A 19818-nucleotide genomic window follows, 5' to 3' on the forward strand; every position below is an offset into this window, starting at 1 on the left:
CACCTCGGTCGAGACCCAAGGTACTGGCAAGGTACTGGAATGAAGGCGCGAGAGCGTAGCGTCGTCTTCCGCATCGCACGCGCATTCTCCTCCTGCTTCGTCGTGCAAGATACAGACAATTGATAACACCCTCCCGTATCGGCGCGGCTGTGGGGGATGATGGTACCGACCTGACGAGCTTCTTCGGTTTGGACCGAAGTTCGGCTGCGGCGTGGTTATCGAGATGAATCTTTCATCGTTTCTGGGCGCAGGTTGGACCCACGGCCCTCAAGTCCTGCACAATGACGACGGTATCTTGTTGTGCCGAGCCTGGCGTGAGTATGCCAATCGCCAGCGCAAGATGGTGCTGGCGGTTGTTTCGGCCGCCGAACATCCAACGCCGCAAAGCCTCGATCGCCTTGTTCACGAATTTGAATTGGGTGATCAACTGGACAGTGCCTGGGCCGCGAAGCCGGTCGAACTGATCCAGGACCGCGCCCGTACCATCCTGGTTCTCGAAGATCACGGCGGCGAGCCCCTCACGCGCCTGATCAGTGCACCCTTGAAGATAGGAAACTTCCTGCGCCTTGCGGCGCAGATTGCCAACGCGTTGAGCAAGGTCCATCAGCACGGTCTCGTGCATAAAGACATCAAACCAGCTCACATACTGATCAACCGCAACACCGGGAGCGTGCGCCTTACCGGCTTCGGGCTTGCATCGCGGCGTCCGCGCGAGCGGCAGTCGCTTGCATCTCCGGAATCGATTGCCGGCACTCTCGCCTATATGGCGCCAGAGCAGACCGGGCGCATGAACCGATCGATCGATTCCCGAACCGACCTTTATTCGCTCGGTGTCACTTTCTACCAGATGCTAACCGGCTCGCTCCCCTTCACAGCGTCGGATCCGATGGAATGGGTGCACTGCCACGTCGCGAGAAGACCTGAGCCACCAGGCGATCGGTTGAAGAATGTCCCGGCCCCGGTCTCGCAACTGATCTTGAAGCTGCTCGCCAAGACGGCTGAGGATCGTTATCAGACTGCAGCCGGCGTCGAGCGCGATCTGCGGCGTTGTCTCGGCGAATGGGAACTTCGGCATCGGATCGACGATTTCCCACTTGCCCAGGACGATACGCCTGACCATCTGCTCGTCCCCGAGAAGCTCTATGGCCGAGAGCACGAGGTCGCTGCCTTGCTCGCATCGTTCGGCCGCATCGTCCAGAGCGGTGTGCCGGAATTGGTTTTGGTTTCAGGCTATTCCGGAATCGGCAAGTCATCGGTCATCAACGAGCTGCACAAGGTGCTGGTGCGCTCGCGCGGGCTGTTCGCATCCGGAAAATTTGATCAGCTCAAGCGCGACGTCCCCTACGCGCCGCTCGCTCAGGCGCTTCAAAGTCTTGTTCGGCCGCTTCTGGGCAAGAGAGAGACGGAGCTGAGCGAGTGGCGTCGCAAACTTCAGGAGGCGCTCGGCTCACACGGGCAGCTGATCGTGGACCTCATCCCTGAACTGAAGGCCGTGATCGGGGAGCAACGGCCCGTTCCAGAGCTTCCGTTGCAACAGGCTCAAAGTCGCTTTCATCAGGTCTTCAAGCGCTTTATCGGGGTATTTGCCCGAGAGAAACATCCGCTGGTGCTCTTCCTCGATGATCTGCAATGGCTGGATACGGCGACGCTCGACCTTCTTGATGATCTGTTGACCCGGTCGGGTCTGACCCACCTGATGCTGGTCGGCGCTTATCGCTCCAATGAAGTCGATTCCACTCATCCTCTGACGCGCATGCTCGACGGCATCAGGGCGATGCATGCAAAAGTCGTGGAGATCACGCTTGCACCGCTCGGCCGAGATGATCTCGGACAGTTGCTCATTGACGCGCTTCACTGCGACGCCGACCGTGCAGCGCCACTCGCACAGCTCGTCCATGATAAAACCGCTGGCAATCCGTTCTTCGCCATTCAGTTCATGCTTTCGCTGGTCGAAGAAGGCCTGCTCGTCTTCGATCATGACGCAGCGCGTTGGTCGTGGGATTTGGACCGCATCAACGCCAAGCGATACACCGACAACGTCGTCGACCTCATGCTGGGGAAACTCGTCCGCCTGCCGGCAGCGACGCAAACTGCTCTGCAGCAGCTGGCCTGTCTCGGAGGTCGTGCCGAGACCACCATGCTATCGCTCATCCTCGAAATCTCGGAGGACAAGGTCCGGGCAACTCTATGGCCGTCCGTCCTTCAAGAATTCGTTGAGCCTCAGGCGGATGCGTACAGGTTCGTCCATGATCGCTTTCAGGAGGCGTCCTACGCGCTGATATCAGAGGCTGAACGCCCGGCAGCCCACCTGCGTATCGGTCGACTGCTGGCGGCGCGCACCGCGCCGGCAGCGATCGAAGAAAATGTCTTTGAAATCGTGGGTCAGCTCAACCGCGGCGCTGCTCTGATCAGCACGGCTCAGGAACGGTTGAACGTCGCAGAGCTGAACCTGCGCGCCGGCCGGCGCGCCAAGGCGGCCACGGCGTTTGCCATGGCACTCGCGCACTTCAGCACTGGCGAGACCTTGCTCCCGGATAATCGCTGGGAGCAGCATTATGCGCTCAGCTTCGCCCTGGCCTTGCACCGCGCGGAGTGCGAATTCCTGACCGGAGAGCACGAAGCAGCGAAGGCGAGGCTTGCCGCATTGTCACTCCGTGCCGCCACTCTCCCAGACCTTGCCGCCGTCACCCGACTGCAGATGGAGCCGAACGATCGCCAGATCGAAATTGCTCTAGCTTACCTGAAGCGCGTCGGCATCTCGTGGTCGACACACCCGTCACCAGAGGAGGTTCAGCAGGAGTACGAGCGGATGTGGCAGGAAATCGGCGCGCGTCCGATCGAAGCACTGCTCAATCTGCCTCGAATGATCGATCCGGTCGCGTGTGGGACGATGGACGTCCTCACAGTGCTCGTGTCCCCAGCGTGGTACATCGAGGAGAGCCTGCGACGTCTCATCATCGCCCGGATGGCGAATCTCAGCTTGGAGTACGGCAACTCCGACGCCTCTTGCCTCGCCTACATTCTGCTGGGCACAGTGCTTGGACCCGACTTTGACGACTATGATTCAGGCTTTCGCTTTGCCCAGCTCGGCCTCGACCTGGTCGAAAGGCGCCGGCTGGACCGCTTCAAGGCCCGCGCTTATGTGGGCTTCGGGAGCTGGACGCGTCATCTCAGGACGGGCCGCCCGTGGTTGCGGCGGGCCTTCGAAGCAGCTCAGCAGGTCGGCGACTTTAACTACGCCAGCTTTACCCGCCATCATCTCTTGACCCACCTCCTCGCCTGCGGCGATCCGCTTGCCGAGGTACAACGGGAGGCCGAGGCTGGGCTCGAGTACGCGCGAAAAGCCGGGGTTGATCTCGCAGTCGACCGTATGGTGGGCCAGGTCCAGCTGGTTCGCATGCTGCGCGGCTTGACTTCGACGTTCGGCCGTTTCGAAGAGCGTGGGTTCAATGAGGAGAACTTCGAACGTCGTCTCGAGGCTGATCCGCGCCTCGTACACGCTGGGTTCTGGTACTGGGTCCGTAAGCTACAGGCTCGTGTTCTTGCGGACGACGCAAGCGCGATCACGGCGGTGACGAAGGCCAGCGGACTGCTGTGGACGTCAAAAGCGCTGTTCGACACCGCGGACTTTCATTTCTATTCCGCGCTGGCGCACGCCGCCTTCCTCGGCACCGCAACCGTCGCGGAGAGAGCCACGCATCTCGAGGCGCTGGCAGCTCACCATCGCCAGATTCAGCAATGGGCCGTTCTATCTCCGGATAACTTTACCGACCGGGCCGCGATCATCGCCGCTGAGATTGCGCGGGTTGAGGGCCGCGAGCTGGACGCGATGCGCTCCTACGATCAGGCAATCGCCTCAGCGCGGGCGAACCGTTTCGTGCACAATGAGGCGCTCGCCAACGAGCTTGCCGGGCGCTTCTACGCTACCCGCAGCTTCGAGAAGATCGCCTATACCTATCTGCGTGATGCGCGATACGGCTATCTTCGTTGGGGAGCAGACGCGAAGGCAACGCAACTCGAACGGCTCTACCCTCGCCTCCACGTGACAGACCACGTTGGCCTTGTCGCCGCCATGAGTGTGCAGCAAATCGACGTCACCGCCGCGGTGAAGGCCTCGCAGGCCGTATCAAGCGAAATCGAGCTGCCAAGACTGATCGAAACCTTGATGAAAATCGCGCTGCAAGACGCGGGCGCCGACCGCGGCTTGCTGATCTTAGGCGACCATAATGAGTTTTGGGTGGAGGCAGAGGGCCAATCGAAAGGGGACGAGTTCGCGGTCGTGATATCCCACGCTCCCATTTCCGACCCCGATTGTCCAGAGTCGCTGCTCCGCTATGTCATACGTACACAAAAGACGCTTATTATCGATGACGCCTCGCAGGCGGATCCGCTCCGCGACCCGCAATATGTTCATCGCCGTCGTCCCAGATCGATCCTATGCCTGCCCCTGATGAAGCAGGCGAAACTGATCGGGGTGCTTTATCTCGAGAATACGCTGGCAACCTACGCCTTCACACCGGACCGGGTCACCGTGCTCGAGCTGTTGGCAGCTCAGGCCGCGATTTCTCTTGAAAACACCCGCCTCTACCGCGATCTGCAGGAGCGCGAGGCCCGTATCCGCCGGCTCGTCGATTCCAACATCATTGGAATCCTGTTCTGGCATGCGAACGGCGATATCAGCTACGCCAACGACGCCTTCCTGAACATGACCGGCTACTCGAGGCAGGAACTCGTCTCCGGATCAATCCAATGGAAAGACATCACGCCGGTGGAATATCATGTTTCTGATGCGGAGCGGGTCCGCAAACTTCGGCTGCTCGGGCAGCTTCCACCTCGCGAAAAGGAGTTTTTCCGAAAGGACGGCAGTCGGGTTCCGGTGCTGATCGGTACGGCCATGCTCACTGGATCCTCCGAGCAAAACATCTCTTTCGTGCTCGATCTCACGGCACGAAAGCAAGCGGAAGAGAAGTATCGGCTGTTGATGGAGCAGGCCCACGACGGCATCCTGGTTCTCGATCAGAGCGGCAATGTCATCGAAGCCAATCACACGGCCACGGTCATGCTTGGCCGGCCTCGGGAGCAGATCATCCAGCGTCCGTTCCGATCCATTGTAGGTCCCCTGGCAGCAACCGAGTTCGACAGCCTGCTCAAACCAAGCCCGGCTGGCCTGATTCAGCTGCGCCTTGCAGGCCAGGACGGCAAGGGGCTAGATGCAGAGGTATCGGCGGCCCGTGTATCAATTGGCGGCCAAGAACTGATCATCGTCATCGCGCGTGATATCACCCACCGCCTTCGCCTCGAGCAGCAGCTGCGCCAATCGCAGAAGATGGATTCCATCGGCCAACTGACCGGCGGAGTGGCTCACGACTTCAACAACCTGCTGACCGTGATCACCGGGACCATCGACATCCTGATCGATGGTTTGTCCGATCGGCCCGAGCTGGCCGCAATCGCACGAATGATCGATGATGCCGCCAGCCGTGGCGCTGAGCTGACCAAGCAATTGCTTGCGTTCGCGCGCAAGCAACCCTTGCAGCCTCGCGATACCGATATCAATACGCTTGTCATCAACACGGCCAAGTTATTGCGACCGACGCTCGGCGAACAGATCACGATCGACTCCAGACTTGAAGCCAGTTGCTGGCATGCCTTGATCGACCCAAGTCAACTCTCAACTGCTTTGATAAACCTTGCCGTCAATGCTCGAGATGCGATGCCGAACGGTGGCGCAATTACCTACACGACAGCCAAAGCGAGCTTTGCCGGCTTCAACTCCGGCCCGGAAGGGGCGCTCGGCGACTACGTGATGGTCGCCGTGAGCGATACCGGGTCCGGCATTCCATCGAACATACGCGACAAGATATTCGAGCCTTTCTTTACGACCAAAGAACTGGGAAAAGGAACGGGGCTGGGACTGAGCATGGTCTACGGTTTCATCAAGCAATCCGGAGGCTACGTCACGATCGACAGCGAGGAAGGGCGCGGAACGACGATCAGCTTGTATCTGCCGCGCGCGGTCGAAGGGGAAGCTATCTCAGATGCGCCGCCACAACATGAAGCCCAACGTGGGAGTGAGACCATCCTTGTTGTCGAAGACGATCCACTGGTGCGTAACAATGTGGTGCTGCAACTCAAGAGTCTCGGCTATCGCACGATGACTGCGGCCAATGGTCCTGAGGCGTTGGCTTTGTTGGCCGAGGGCGAGTCCTTCGATGTGCTCTTCACGGATATGGTCATGCCCGGCGGCATGAATGGACGCGAACTCGCCGCAGCCGTCAGGCGGCAGCGTCCCGAAGTCGCCGTCCTTTATATGTCGGGGTATCCGCAAGCTGCCATGACGGATGATGGTCGTCTCGAGCCTGGAATCACCTTGATCAGCAAGCCCTATCGCCCATTGGAGCTGGCGCGTTTGATTCGGGAAGTCCTGGCTGCCCGAACCGGGTCGAACCACGACAACTGATCCCGGCGCGGCAATCCCGGAGCCCGCCCCTCTTCAGTTCGGCAACAGGCGCACCACATTCCATGACGCTGGCTTCAGCGTGGCCTGCAGCCGTCTCCCGACGATCGTGACGTGCTCTAACGGTTGCGGAGCCACCCGCTCCGGTTCGTTCCCGGTATTTGTCGTCTGAAGGTCATCGTGACGCAATTCGAACGCCTGGGCCAACGCAAGGGGACCAAAGCTTCGCGCCTCCATCGTCACTGCGATCTCTTGCTTCAGGTCGCGGTTGAGCATGAAGAGCGAGAGACTGCCGCTTTCTCCTGCAACTGCCGCAATCTTGAGATACGGCACGTCAGGGATTGGAAACGTCAATTCCTGATCGCCGCGAGGATCGTAGTAGCAGGAATCGTAGGTCTCGGACTCGACCAGGGTGCGCAGGACCCTGCCACGTCCGAGGCTGCTCATATGTGCGAACGGAAAAAAGATTGTTTGGCGCCACGCGCCGCCGCCGGTCTCGGTCATGATCGGTGCTATGACGTTCACAAGTTGCGCGAGACAGGCCACCTTGACGCGATCGGCGTGATTGAGCAGTGAAATGCAGGCGCCACCGAACGCGAGCGCGTCCTCCATGGTATAAATTTCCTCCAAGATCGCCGGTGCTGCCGGCCAGCCCTCCGGGACCCGATCGGCTCGGGGGCGGCGCGTTCGATACCAGACGTTCCATTCATCGAAGCTCAGCATCATGCGCTTGCTGGAGCGCCGCTTGGCCGCTGCGGCATCGGCGAGCGCAACGACCTCATCGATGAATCTGTCCATCAGGTCGGGGCTGGCAAGGAATGATGCAGTATCGTGCCTATAATTGTTGAGATAAGTATGAAGCGAAATGTAATCCACGTGATCGAAGGTGTGATCGAGGACCGTGTCCTCCCAATGCCCGAATGTAGGCATGTTGCGCGCCGACGAGCCACACGCCGCCAGCTCGACGTTAGGGTCGACCCATCGCATCATCTTGGCAGCCTCGCGCGCCGCCACCCCATAGGCTTCAGCGCTCTTATACTCCATCTGCCACGGCGCATCCATTTCGTTGCCCAGGCACCATAGTTTGATGTTATGCGGCTTCTCCCAACCATGAGCGCGTCGCAAATCCGACCAGGTCGTCCCACCCGCATGGTTGCAGTATTCAATCAATTTGCGCGCGGCGTCGCCTCCACGGGTACCGAGATTGACCGCGAGCATCGGCTCGACCTCGGCGGCCTTGCACCAATCGATGAATTCATTGGTGCCGAAGTTATTCCGTTCGGTGCTGAACCATGCGAGGTCAAGGCGCGACGGACGACTTTCCAACGGCCCGACGCCATCTTCCCAATTGTATCCCGACACGAAATTGCCCCCGGGATATCGGATGATAGTTGGTCCAAGCTCCTTCACGAGCGCAAGCACGTCTTTCCGAAACCCCTTCTCGTCCGCAGCAGGATGGCCCGGCTCGAAGATGCCGCCATAGACACAGCGTCCGAGGTGCTCGACGAAGGCGCCGAACAAACGATGGTCGGTGTGACCGATGCTGAAATCACGGTCCAGCAGCACGCGTGCTTTTCTCATGGCCTGCGATCTGGTTCTCCGGTGCCTTTCACACCGGTCATGCTGATCGGAACGTCCGCCGCGGCGTTCGCAAGATCAGGCAACAACACAGCATCCCGCAGCTGACGGCAATAGGGATGCTGTGGGTACTTCAACACCGCCTTCGCATCGCCACTCTCGACGATGCTTCCGTTCCGTATGACCAGGATACGATCGCTGATGTAGTAGGCTGTAGCCAAGTCATGCGTGACATAGATGATCGAAATGCCGAGATCGCGCACAGTCCGGAACAGGTTGACAATCGATAGGCGTAGCGACGCATCGACCATGGACACCGGCTCGTCCGCAACAATCAATTTCGGCCTCGCGAGCAGCGCGCGAGCGATTGCGACCCGTTGAAGCTGTCCGCCGGAAAGCTCGTGCGGGTAGCGGTGACTGACTTCCTTTAGCGACAATCCCACCTGGTGCAGCGCGTCATCGATGGCCGCCTTGGACGAGGCTGGCTGCTGCGTTGCAGCTAGGAAACGGCGCTGAGTCAGGAACAGGTAGCGCTCCAGCCGCTTCATCGGGTTGAAAGAATCGAAGGGATTCTGAAAAATCGGCTGGACCCCTTGCCTGAGCATCATTCGGTCTGCCGCAGTTCGAATTGTTGCAAGGTCGACGCCGTCGAAGACCAATCTACCGGTTGTTGGCAGTTCCAGATTCAGAATCATCCGGCAGAGCGTCGTCTTGCCGCTGCCGGATTCGCCGATGACAGCCAGGATCTCCGGCCGGCGTTTATCGATCTGGAAGCTCACATCATCAACGGCGGTAATTCGCTGCCTGGACAACAGCCCTCCCCGGCTGAAGATCTTGCTGACATGACAAACATCGAGCAGCAGATCGCTCATGCTCCACCGCTCTGGTTGTAGGCAAAGCAGGCGACGCGATGTCCGGGCGCCGTCTCCAGCATCGCTGGGGCTTCGCCGCTGCAAACCTTCATGGCAAGCGGGCAGCGCGGGTGGAAGCGGCATCCGAGCGGAGGATCCGCGAGATTTGGTGGGGCGCCTCCAAGCCCACATCGAGGCGCGTCGTCGCCGATGCGCGGGAGGCTTGAAATCAGATGCTTGGTGTAAGGGTGGAGTGGATTGCGGAAGATTTCCGCTGTACCTGCCTCCTCGACGAGATGACCCGCATACATGATGCCGAGGCGGTCGGACACGTGCGCGTGGACACCCATGTCATGAGTGACGAGCAGGACTGACGAGCCCATCTCTCGCTGAATACCTCTGATCATCCCGAGCACCTCCTTCTGAACCAGGACGTCGAGCGCGGTCGTGGGCTCGTCGGCGATGATGAGATCCGGGCGGCAAACCGTAGCAAGTGCAACTGTCGCACGCTGCCGCATGCCTCCGGATAGCTCATGCGGATAGGCGCTCAGCACCGAGCGATCAAGGTTAAGCCGGGCCAGATGAGCGTGCAGCTGCCGCTCAAATTGCTGCCGAGTGCCCCCGACATGCGGATACGCGAAATCGACGAACACCGATCGGAGCCGGCGCAGCGGATTCAGCACGTTCATCGAACCCTGCATGATGTAGGACAGATGCCGCCAGCGGACGCGCGCTACCTCGGCCGGTGGAGCACGGTGCAATCCACCATAGCCGGACAGGAATGCAAAATCGATGTCGCCGCCAACGATCTCCATCGGCGGCCTGATCGCCCCCGCAACACAGTTGAGCAGTGTGGACTTGCCGGACCCGGATTCGCCGGCGAGCCCGTAAATTTCACCGCGCCGCACCGTCAAGCTGATACCATCAACAGCCTTCACCTCGCGTTTGATGCCGAGACGGTTAGCCCGATAGTACGTCCGGAGATCGCGGACCGACAGCATCGGGGGAACCGCTTCGGAGGGAACATCAGGCACCGCCTGCGCGTGCATCAGAAGGCGCCTCCAATGGTTCGGAAGCGACTTCTAGGATCGATGTATGCGTTGGCGGTGACAGCGAGCAGGAACAGCCCGATGAACATCATCGTCACGGCGGCTATTGGAAAAGCGATCCACCACCAAACTCCCGCCACCATCGCTGCGTGCTGGTTGGCCCAATAGATCATGCCGCCGATCGTCGGCCTGTTGACGTCGGTGAAGCCAAGCACTGCCAACGTCACCTCCAGACCGATCGACCAGACCATGTTGTTCATGGCAGTCGAGAACACAACCGGCATGACATGGGGCAGATGCTCTTGAACCAGGATCTCGCGCGTGCTCATTCCGGAGAACAGGCTGGTCTGGGTGAATTCGCGGGCCTTCAGGCTCATTGCGACAGAGCGGATCAGTCGCGCATCATAAGCCCAGCCGAAACACGCCATGATCAGTGCCAATGCGAGCCAGGACATGCGGTCGCGCATCACGAAATAGAACAGCACGAGCAGCGGCAGCAGAGGGATGACGATGAACGTGTCGTTCACCGACATCAGGGCCCGGTCGACCCACCCTCCCTTATAACCGCTGAGAAGTCCAATCACGAGGGCTATAACACGGCTGATCATCGCCACAACGGCCCCGAACAGCAGCGTGTTGCGAAGGGCGACGCTCAGCTCCCAAAACACGTCCTGGCCGCGCGACGTGGTGCCGAACCAGTAGGCCAGCGATGGCGGCACGTCCGGAGGCACCACATATACGCTCTCCGGCGGATATGGCGAGAAACTCGCCAGGGCCGACAGCAGCAGCACAAACGCGACCAGCACCGCCCCGATCCTGAACTCCGCGTGATCGCGGAAGAGGTCTCGTATGGCTCCAGCCATCAGTTGACCTTTACTCTGGGATCAAGCAACGGGTAGAGAAGATCGATCGCAAGCACGCCGGCCGAAACGGCCACGATCGAGATGGTCGTCACGCCGAGCACGAGGCCGTAGTCTCCCGCGTAGACCGCGTCGACCAGGAGCGAACCGAGCCCCGGATAGCCGAACACCTTTTCGGTAATGACCGCTCCGTTGAAGATACCCCCAAGCGACATGGCCAGGCCGGTTAGCTGCGGCGCCATCGCATTCCGCATGACGTAGGACGACAGGATGCGCCAGGGCCTCACGCCAGCCAATTCGGCGTAGACGACGTAGTCCTCGGTCACGATGTTCGATACCAGCGACCGCATGCCGATAAACCAGCTCCCTACCCCGATCAGGATCAGGGAGAGCGCCGGCAGGATGGCATGCTGCAAAACGCTCGCGACGAACTCCATTGTCAACGACTGCGGCAAGTTCATCGCCGAACCACCGGCGATTGGAAGCACAGGCCAGAGATAGCCGAACACGATCAGCAGCAGCAGCGCCAGAATGTAGTAAGGGATGGGATGCAACCCGATCGCGACCACGCCCATCAACCGCAATGTGCGGCTTTTCTGGTAGTAGCCGGCAAGCCCGCCCAACAGGTTGCCGAGCCCCCAGGCGATAATGGTCGAGACGGCCAGCAATCCCGCAGTCCAGGGCAGCGCACGACCGATCAAGGTAGAGACCGGGGTTGGGAATGCTGATAGCGACGGGCCGAAATCGGCGCGCAGAATTCGGCTCCAGAACAGGCGATATTGGTCGAGCGGCGTGGCCCCCAGGCCATAGAGCTCGCGCAGTGCGCTTCGCATCTGCTCGACCGCATCCGGAGCGGTGTTGCCGAAAGAGGTGACCGCAGAGATCGATTGCTCGACGGGATCAATCGGCGAGGCGTGGGTAATGACATAAGCGACGTTGATGCCGATGAAAAGGACAAGCCCGAACTGTCCCAGGCGCCGCAACAGGAAAGCGAAATACCCGCTCATGAGCGCACCCCCATGCCTGAGGAACGATCCCGGATCACCGCAGTCCGCAGCCTCATAGGACGCGATTCGCAGCATTGCCCGACGGACCTAACTGGCGGGCTTGAGCCTGACGAACATATAGCGCGAGTTGCCCCAGTTCGGCACCGGATTCGTGTAAGGATTTTCAGCTGTCGGGAATCCGGTCCAGTAGGTCTGGTCCATCGCGGTAAAGACGGTGTAGGCCATCAGGGGGATGGTGGGCATCTCCTTGACCGCGAGCTTGATATATTCCTTACCGAGCTCGATCGACCTCGGATCATCAAAATCGACTGTGCGGATCTCCTCGATAATCTTGTCGAGCGCCGGACTCGACCAGCGCTGCCAGTTGCGCAGTGGTTGTGATTTACCCGGCTCGGCAACGAACTGAGAGTGCCAGCTATCGAGAAAATAGGACAAATCCTGGTGGCCGCCCCACGTCTCGACGCTCCACCCGATCAGGGTGTCGAAGTCACCCGCAGCCCGTCGCGTCGGCAGCGTCCCCTGCGCCAGATCGATCTTGGCATCGATGCCCGCCTGCTTCCACAGCTGCACAATCATCGTGCCGGCGCGCGTCATCACCGGGCGTAGATCGCCTTCGACCATGACGCGGATGCTGAACAGCCTTCCGTCCGGCGTGGTCCAGGCACCGTTGCGCTTGGCAAAGCCCTCCTTTTCCAGAAGTTCCTGCGCAGCCTGCGGATCCGGCTTCCACCAGCCCATCCCGAACGCTCGGGCGACCTCTTTCGGGTCGGATGGAATCTGCTCACCCATGGAGGGCCGCAGCATGTCGGCGATCTGCTTTCCTATCGTGGGATCGTACGGCCTGATTTTGCGCTTTCCGGTGTCGATCTCGAAGCTCTTGAGCCATTCTTCCATCGGCTGATGATAGGTTTCCGGATGAGCTCCGGTCGGTGGTACGCCGATGGCTGAGATGGTGCAGGCGCCGCGATAGGCGGCCATCACGACCGCCTTGATATCGATCAACAGCGCAAGCGCCCATCGTACATCCGGGTTTTTGAACAGATCATTCTGCGTGTTGAAGATCACCGCAGGAAGCGTCGGATCGGGATGACCATAAGGGAATCCCTTGAACCAAGCCCGCGTCGTCTTGCTCTGCCTGGCCAGGGCAAACATGCCTTCAGGCGCGATGTCATGGATGACGTCGAGCTCGTGATTGAGCTGCAGAATGACCCGTTTGTCCGGCGGACCGGGATCTATATAGGCGAGATATTTCGGCCCGGGTTTGCCGAAGCGAGCAAGCGTCGTGCGGTCCCAATCGCGGCGAAGTTGCCAAATGTACCATTTTCCGTTTGGATCGTAGCTGTGCAATTCGTATGCACCGAGAGAGATCGGCTTGTTGAAATTAAATCTGAGCGGATCATCCACCTTCTCGAAAACGTGCTTGGGCAAAATCCACACCGCGCCCCAGCGCACGGTGAAATTGGTGTGAAAGCGCGAATTTGGATGCTTAAGTTTGAACACGACTGTGTAACGATCGGGCGCTTCGACTGACGCGACGTTGCTCGCCATCACTGCGCTGAAGCGCATCCCCGGATGCATGATCTGTGTCATCACCGTCGCGACCACATCATCGGCAGTGAACTCAACGTTGTCACTCCAGAAGATGCCCTTCCGGAGGTTCACCCTCATTTCGGTAAAGTCGGAATTATATTGTGGCTTGTCGGCAGCCAGCGAGTTGTCCCAGGCCCCGTCGAGGCCGGCTTCAGGATCAATGTACCAAAGCGTATCGAGCGCAACTTGCTGCAGCCCGTTCGACTGCGATCCGGCATTGATCGCCCAGATATTGAACCAACCGGCGTTCTTGATGGTCCCTTCCGGGTTTTCCAGGATCAGCAGTTCCTTCCTTGGAATATCCTGCGGGAGCCCCTGACCATAGCTCGGAGGCGCCGAAAGGAATAGCAACAGCAGAAGCGCGGACGCGATCAGCCGCATTGCACGAATGCAGCACATCATTTCCTCCCGTGCAGTTGATCTCCACTTTTTATGTTTGGCGAATGGTAGATGCGTTGAAACTGCCGAACAACGGAAATCTTCCAGGTCTCTGGACCGGATCATGGGCTCCTATTCACCGCGGAGGTGACTCTGGAACGCTCCGCGGCGGTCAGCAGCCCATCTCCACCGGCTCCGCAAGTCGTAGTTCGATCTCAGCCATTGAGGCCTCCCTGCGGCGCCTGGAGCGGGCGCCCGTCCATTCCAGAGACAGGAAGCCCAAGATGCGCAAGAATGGTTGGCGCGATGTCGACGATGCAGGAAGGCTCCTGCCTCACCGCACCACGGCTGAAGCCCGCGCCATCGATCATGAGAAAGGGCGCCTGCTCGCCTGCACCGAGACCACCGTGCTGGCCGCTGCCGAGAACGTCTGCCTTGCCGCCGGCGCGCTCCGCAACGAGGCTGGTGCCAGCCACGCCGTAGGCATTGTGTTCCTCGCTCGCGCGCATTGAGACCGCAAAAGCTAGGCCATGATCCCGGGACTGCCCCACCGATGCCAGTGCGCTGCCATCGAGAACGGTGTCCACCCATTCCTGATTGGCGAGGAAGTCACCGACCAAAGGCGTGCGCGCGACGAAATCAGGATGGACATAGAGCAGCGCGGAGGTGCCGTTCGAAGCGACGACCACGTCGGTGGAGTCGGAGCTCTCCTTCAATCCGGCTGCGACCAGTTCTTCGTCGATGTCGATGACGCCGGCGACCGTCTGATGGCCGTGATCTGATCCTATCAGCAAGAGAACATCGTCTCTGTCCGCAAGCGTCGCCACGGCGTCGATGACGCGCTCAGCATTGCGGTCCGCCTGTTCCAGCACCGCAAGATGACCGGGTGACCCCATGGGTAAGACGTGCTGCGTCGCATCCGGCTCACCGAGCCACAGCACCGCAAGCGCAGGAGGATCAGGCTGGGGCAACACCGCTTCTCGGATGAAGCGCTCGGTCATCGCCCGGTCGCCCTCCGCATCCAGCGTGACGCGAAGCTGCTCGTCTTGCGGCAGCGGGACGCGGCCACGGCCGAACGAACCGGCGCGATGATAGACCCGCCCAAATCCATCCGGATCGTGCGCGTAGGCCGCTCCGGGTGACACGTTGCTGAAGATGACGGCGCCGCCGCAGTCCGTGAGGCATTCGGCCAAAGTTGGGACGGCCAGCGCGCGACCGGTGACGCGCCGCTTGTGTTGGAGGAAGTCGGGGTGACCCGCATCGTGCCGAACGAGGCGCCCGTTTTCCATCAGCGCCATGGTGTTGCCCTGCAAGCCGTGGCGCGCCGGATGGCAACCGGTTGCCAGGCTCGCCGAGACCACCCGCGTGCAAGACGGAAACACCGTGCGATGGGCGGCGAACTGCTCGGAGCGATCGGCGAAGGCGGCAAGACGTGGTGTGGTCTGGGGTGTCACGAGATCGCGGCGTAGACCATCGAGGATGACAAGGATGGCGCGAGGCATGGTCAGACTTCCACATCGTTGAGCAGTGCCGAAAAGACGTCGTAGTTACGGAGCGGTTGCCCTGCCCTGCCCAGCGCCACCCCGGCCCTCAACGGGTGAGAGAGGATGAACGGTACCACCTGCTCGGCGAGCCCGCCATGAGAACGCAGCCGCTCGCCCGCGAGCCGCGAGATGTCGTGGTCGCGGGCGTGAGCGCCGAGGGCGACACCCGACCTGGCCACCACGGCGATGTCGCCTTCGCGATCTTCCGGCAGCTCGAAGCGCAAGCACGCTTCCTCGCGCGGAGCGGCCATGCAGACGCCGGGAAGCTGCCGAATGAACTCCAACACCGAGGCGCGGGAAATCCCCGTCCGTTGCAGATGCACCCGGACAAATCCGCCCAGGGCGCCATGGTGACGTACGAAGGGATCGGTGATTGGGCAGATGACGCGGGTTGCACCCGCGCCGAAGGCGGCATCCAGCAAGTCGCCGAGATAGACGACATTCGGCTCGCCGCTCGGGTGAGCCATGTCATTCATGCCATGGTCGGCGACGATGCCGAGGCAGGCGCCGAGCGCGACCAACCTTGCGACCCGCTGGTCCACCGCGCGCATAAAGGCGATCGCTTCTGGAGCCTCCGGCCCATGCTTGTGCTGCACATAGTCGGAAAGCGACAGATAAATCAGGTCTGGCCGGCGGGCCTCGAGCAGGCGAATTCCGGCATCGAGCACGAACAAGGAAAGATCGGCGGAATACTGGTCCGGCGCTCCACGCCCGACCAGCGCACCAATTGCGGAGATGCCGTTCTCCGCATCGGTTGCATCGTCGGCCTTCTCGGCAGAGAAAGCGATGCCGTCCAGCCCGTGGCCGAGCGCCCTGCGCAGCTTGTCCTTGGCAGTAATGGCGGCAACCTTGGCTCCCGCTTGCGAGAACGCTGCCAGAATGGTTGGCGCACGAACCGGCGTCGCATCGACCATCATAATTTCTGCGCCGGTGTCGCGGTCGAGATAGAAATTGCCGGAGACACCGTGAACAGCAGGCGGTACACCGCAGACGATGGACACATTGTTGGGGTTGGTGAATGTCGGCATTGCCGCAAGTGCCGAGCTGCTGAAGCCTTCGCGCCGCATCCGGTCGATGGCCGGGATGGCTCCGGCGGCGCCGGCAGACTCGATATAGGCCGGATCGCAGCCGTCGAAACAGATGACCACAGCGGGATGTTTCGGCCACGCGTAGGCCCGCCCGTTCACTCTCAGCAGAGGTCTCTCGGCACGACATGACGCGACATCGGTCGAGATTCGATCAGATTTGTTCATGAGAAGACTTACCGTCGAGTGTTACAACGTCTGTGAGCCACGCCGCCACGCCCAGAAGTTCGCGGTCGCCCCCGTGACGACCAACGAGTTGGACGCCGATCGGCATGTCGTTCATTCCGCGCAGCAGCGGCAGGGACACGGTCGGTAGTCCGCACAAGCTCCAGGGCATAGACAAGACGCCAGAGCCCGGCCCCTCCTCAAGGCGCGTAGCCTCACCTGGCGCGGAGAGCGTGAGCAAAGCGTCATGGTCGCACAACAGCGCCGCGGCCAGAGCGCTGAGCCGGTCGGCCATGGCCTCGAGTTCGAGATAGCGCGCGGCACTCAACGAGCGCCCAGCAACGATCCCCTCCTGCAATGGTGGGCAGAAGCTGCGGAACGTTTGCTCCGGCAGGGCACCGAAACGATTTGCCAGATGGGCGTTCAGAAGGCCCAGCACAACCTCAAGCGCCATATCGAATTCGCTTGGAAGATCGACGTTCACCACAGCCACAGGCAGTCCGGCGACCAAACGATCGAGAGCCTGACGCGCGTCGGGACTGACGCTGTCCCAGCCCGGCCCACGAACCAAACCGAGCCTGGGCGGATGCCGCAGTACTTCGACGTCCGCGAGACTGTGATCGAAAGCTCCGGCGAATAGTGTGAGATCGTCGAGAGAGCGGGCCAGCAGACCTATATGCGCCATACGCGGGACCAGCACGTTCGATCCTTGCATGCTCGCGAATCCGAACGACGGCTTGAAGGCGAACGCGCCGCAAAACGAAGCTGGCAGCGTGGTGGATGCCGTGTGCTGGGTGCCGAGCGCCAGCGGAACCATACGATCGACCACGGCCGCCGCAGAGCCCGCCGACGACACGCCGGGGGAGCGCGACAGATCCAGGGGATTGTGGGTCGGACTGGGATGATACATTCCGAATTCGGACGTGCTGGTTTTGCCGACGACGACCGCACCGGCCCGGTGCAGCAGGCTGACGGCATCCGCGTCTTCGGTCGGGCGACGCCCACGCAAGCTTTGGCTGCCGTATTCGGATGGCATATTGCTGGTGTCGAACACGTCCTTCACGCCGACCGGCAGGCCATGCAGCGGGCCGAGCGGGAGTCCGCTGGCCTGATATTCATCTGCCAGCCGCGCGCGTTGCCGCGCCGCATCCGCATCCAAGAAGCTCCAGGCCTTCACCTCCGGTTCGCGAATGGCAATTCGCTCCAGGCAGGCTTCCATCACGGATATCGCCGTCAGCCGACGCCCGCGGATCGCATCGACGATCGTACGCGCCGACAATTCGTTCAATCGCATGCCGTTCGAAGCGAGCGCCTGCCGCTGAGTACCTGATGCGTGATTCATTGGCCGACAGCCTCCACCGTTCGCGGGGCCGCTGCGTCTTCCGAACTTGCATCTCGCCGGCGAAGATTTGCGACAAGCGCAAGGGCATGGGGCAATAGCCCGTCGCGAAACAGCAGGACGGAAAGAACGAAGACGGCTCCCTGAATTGCCATGATCCAGGCACCGAACGACGACAGGAAATGTTGCATGGTCACCAACACGGCGGCGCCGACGAGAGGTCCACCGAAGGTGCCGATACCGCCGATCAACGCCATCAGCACGGCTTCGCCCGAAAGTTGCCAATGCGCGTCGGACAAGGTGGCCAATTGGAAGATGATGGCACTCATGGAACCGGCGACCCCGGCACAGAAGGCGGCGACGCCGAATGCAGCGAGTTTGTATCCGTCGACATTATGCCCCAGCGACAGAGCCCTGCGTTCATTGTCGCGAATCGCGATCAGCATCATCCCGAACGGGGAATTCATTAGACGGCGCAGGCCGAAGAGCACGCCGAGCATCGCGACGGCACTGAGCCAATAGACATTCGCGTCGTTGTGGAGATCGATCAAGCCTAGCAACATGCCGCGTGGAACCGACTGAATGCCATCCTCGCCATGGGTGAAGCTGGCCTGCACATAGGCAAAATAGATCATCTGCGCGATCGCCAGCGTGATCATCGCCTGATAGATGCTCCGACGCCTGATCGCAAAGATCCCCATGACGAGGCCAAGAGCGAGCGCTGCCGCTATCCCGACGCCAATCGCGGCCTCCGGTGGCAGCGCCCACTCCTTTGCCGCATGCGCTGTGAGATAGGCCGCGGTACCGAACAGGGCGGCCTGGCCGAAGGACATGATGCCGGCAAACCCAAGCAGGAAATTGAATGAGGCGGCGAAGATGGTGAAACAGAAGATCTTCATCAGATAAACGGGATAGAGCAGCATCGGCAGTGCCAACAATGCGGCGACGGTAGCGAGCGCCGGCACCATGCCGGTCAAGCGCTTGGCGGCCGTTTCCTTTCCGGCCGGCTCGATCCGAGAAAGCCGGGCGGTCAGAAATTCGTGGGATCGAACCACCGAAATGCCGAACAGCCCCTGCGGCCGAAGCAGAAGCACGACGCACATGAAGGCGAAGACAATGAAGCTTGCCGCCTGCGGGACCAGCGCCTGCGTAAGGCTCTCGATCAGCGCGAGGGCATAGCTCGAGATGATCGTTCCCCCGATCGACCCCATGCCGCCGATCACGATGATTGCAAATACGACAAGCAGGATGTCCGAACCCATCAGCGGGCTGACCTGGTAGATCGGCGCCGCCAGCGCGCCCGCCAATCCCGCCAGGGCTGCGCCCAAGGCGAAGGTCGCGGCGAAGACACGGGGCACGCCGACACCGAGCGCTTCGGCAGTGGCTGCATTTTCAGACGAGGCGCGCAGAATCGAGCCCAGACGCGTGCGAGCGATGGCGACCCAGACGATCACACAGATGACAAGCGCCACGGCGACGACCCAAAGCCGGTACGTGGGGAAATACAGAAAGCCGAAATCCAGCCCGCCGGACAACCAGTCCGGCGCCGCGTAGGGAAGTCCGGTCGAACCGAAATGGGCCTGGAAGCCGCCCTGAACGACCATCGCCACGCCGAACGTCAGCATGAATCCGTAGAGCGGATCGAGGCCGTAGGTTCGACGCAGCAACCAACGTTCGAGGATCATGCCGAAGGCGGCCACGCACACCGGCGCGAAAGCCAGCCCCTCCAAATAGCCCAATCCGAGATATCGAGAACCGGCCCATGCAGCAAAGGCGCCCATCATGTAGAGCACGCCGTGCGTCATGTTGAGAACGTTGAGAAGACCGAAGATAAGCGCCAACCCGAGACTGAGCAGCGCATAGAACGAACCATTGACCAGGCCGATCGTCAGGTAGCCGAGGATGAGGTCCATCA

General features: G+C 60.9%; 11 protein-coding genes and 1 pseudogene. 1 reads left to right on the forward strand and 11 read right to left on the reverse strand.

The genetic code is table 11. The annotated features are described in order from the left end of the window. Nucleotides 1-223: 223 nt before the first annotated feature. Entirely contained in the window at nucleotides 224-6460 is a 6237-nt protein-coding gene (locus BRAS3843_RS10055) for an AAA family ATPase (protein ID WP_008968744.1), read from the forward strand. A gap of 33 nt (nucleotides 6461-6493) precedes the next feature. On the opposite strand, the gene BRAS3843_RS10060 is transcribed toward BRAS3843_RS10055, so the two are convergent. The 11 genes and pseudogenes from BRAS3843_RS10060 to BRAS3843_RS42580 all read right to left on the reverse strand — a co-directional run. Then, complete coding sequence (locus BRAS3843_RS10060; RefSeq protein ID WP_008968745.1) at nucleotides 6494-8038, reverse strand: alpha-N-arabinofuranosidase; 1545 nt, start codon at nucleotides 8036-8038, stop codon at nucleotides 6494-6496. Beyond that, entirely contained in the window at nucleotides 8035-8907 is an 873-nt protein-coding gene (locus BRAS3843_RS10065) for an ATP-binding cassette domain-containing protein (protein ID WP_008968746.1), read from the reverse strand. Before BRAS3843_RS10065 ends, BRAS3843_RS10060 begins: the two co-directional genes overlap by 4 nt. Continuing rightward, nucleotides 8904-9935, reverse strand: a complete 1032-nt coding sequence (locus tag BRAS3843_RS10070) for an ABC transporter ATP-binding protein (protein ID WP_008968747.1) — start codon at nucleotides 9933-9935, stop codon at nucleotides 8904-8906. The genes BRAS3843_RS10065 and BRAS3843_RS10070 overlap by 4 nt, the downstream gene beginning before the upstream one ends. Next, complete coding sequence (locus tag BRAS3843_RS10075) at nucleotides 9935-10798, reverse strand: ABC transporter permease (protein WP_008968748.1); 864 nt, start codon at nucleotides 10796-10798, stop codon at nucleotides 9935-9937. Before BRAS3843_RS10075 ends, BRAS3843_RS10070 begins: the two co-directional genes overlap by 1 nt. Then, a complete protein-coding gene (locus BRAS3843_RS10080; protein WP_035981289.1) occupies nucleotides 10798-11802 on the reverse strand; it encodes an ABC transporter permease in 1005 nt (334 codons plus the stop codon). Before BRAS3843_RS10080 ends, BRAS3843_RS10075 begins: the two co-directional genes overlap by 1 nt. Nucleotides 11803-11889: 87 nt before the next feature. Next, on the reverse strand, nucleotides 11890-13773 hold the full coding sequence (locus BRAS3843_RS10085) for an ABC transporter substrate-binding protein (RefSeq protein WP_139024819.1): 1884 nt from the start codon (nucleotides 13771-13773) through the stop codon (nucleotides 11890-11892). Nucleotides 13774-13985: 212 nt separating this feature from the next. Next, nucleotides 13986-15272 (reverse strand): alkaline phosphatase family protein, encoded by a 1287-nt coding sequence (locus tag BRAS3843_RS10090; protein ID WP_008968751.1) that lies wholly within the window; start codon nucleotides 15270-15272, stop codon nucleotides 13986-13988. Nucleotides 15273-15274: 2 nt separating this feature from the next. After that, nucleotides 15275-16567, reverse strand: coding sequence for a phosphonoacetate hydrolase (gene phnA, locus BRAS3843_RS10095; protein WP_008968752.1), 1293 nt, complete (start codon nucleotides 16565-16567; stop codon nucleotides 15275-15277). Beyond that, nucleotides 16554-17906 carry an amidase gene (locus BRAS3843_RS10100; protein ID WP_008968753.1) on the reverse strand — a complete coding sequence of 451 codons (1353 nt, stop codon included), beginning with the start codon at nucleotides 17904-17906 and terminating at the stop codon, nucleotides 16554-16556. Before BRAS3843_RS10100 ends, phnA begins: the two co-directional genes overlap by 14 nt. Next, nucleotides 17903-18871 carry a branched-chain amino acid ABC transporter permease gene (locus BRAS3843_RS42575; protein ID WP_347379572.1) on the reverse strand — a complete coding sequence of 323 codons (969 nt, stop codon included), beginning with the start codon at nucleotides 18869-18871 and terminating at the stop codon, nucleotides 17903-17905. The genes BRAS3843_RS10100 and BRAS3843_RS42575 overlap by 4 nt, the downstream gene beginning before the upstream one ends. A gap of 93 nt (nucleotides 18872-18964) precedes the next feature. Then, nucleotides 18965-19816 (reverse strand): annotated as a pseudogene (locus tag BRAS3843_RS42580) (branched-chain amino acid ABC transporter permease); the annotation flags it as partial. Nucleotides 19817-19818: the final 2 nt, after the last annotated feature.

Source organism: Bradyrhizobium sp. STM 3843, assembly GCF_000239815.1.
Classification (GTDB): Bacteria; Pseudomonadota; Alphaproteobacteria; order Rhizobiales; family Xanthobacteraceae; genus Bradyrhizobium.

Coding starts and splice junctions, on each gene's coding strand:
- BRAS3843_RS10100 (WP_008968753.1), bottom strand. CDS start 17,906: ATGAATCACGCATCAGGTACTCAGCGGCAGGCGCTCGCTTCGAACGGC.
- phnA (WP_008968752.1), bottom strand. CDS start 16,567: ATGAACAAATCTGATCGAATCTCGACCGATGTCGCGTCATGTCGTGCC.
- BRAS3843_RS10080 (WP_035981289.1), bottom strand. CDS start 11,802: ATGAGCGGGTATTTCGCTTTCCTGTTGCGGCGCCTGGGACAGTTCGGG.
- BRAS3843_RS10090 (WP_008968751.1), bottom strand. CDS start 15,272: ATGCCTCGCGCCATCCTTGTCATCCTCGATGGTCTACGCCGCGATCTC.
- BRAS3843_RS10070 (WP_008968747.1), bottom strand. CDS start 9,935: ATGCACGCGCAGGCGGTGCCTGATGTTCCCTCCGAAGCGGTTCCCCCG.
- BRAS3843_RS10055 (WP_008968744.1), top strand. CDS start 224: ATGAATCTTTCATCGTTTCTGGGCGCAGGTTGGACCCACGGCCCTCAA.
- BRAS3843_RS10085 (WP_139024819.1), bottom strand. CDS start 13,773: ATGCGGCTGATCGCGTCCGCGCTTCTGCTGTTGCTATTCCTTTCGGCG.
- BRAS3843_RS42575 (WP_347379572.1), bottom strand. CDS start 18,871: ATGGTGCCGGCGCTCGCTACCGTCGCCGCATTGTTGGCACTGCCGATG.
- BRAS3843_RS10075 (WP_008968748.1), bottom strand. CDS start 10,798: ATGGCTGGAGCCATACGAGACCTCTTCCGCGATCACGCGGAGTTCAGG.
- BRAS3843_RS10065 (WP_008968746.1), bottom strand. CDS start 8,907: ATGAGCGATCTGCTGCTCGATGTTTGTCATGTCAGCAAGATCTTCAGC.
- BRAS3843_RS10060 (WP_008968745.1), bottom strand. CDS start 8,038: ATGAGAAAAGCACGCGTGCTGCTGGACCGTGATTTCAGCATCGGTCAC.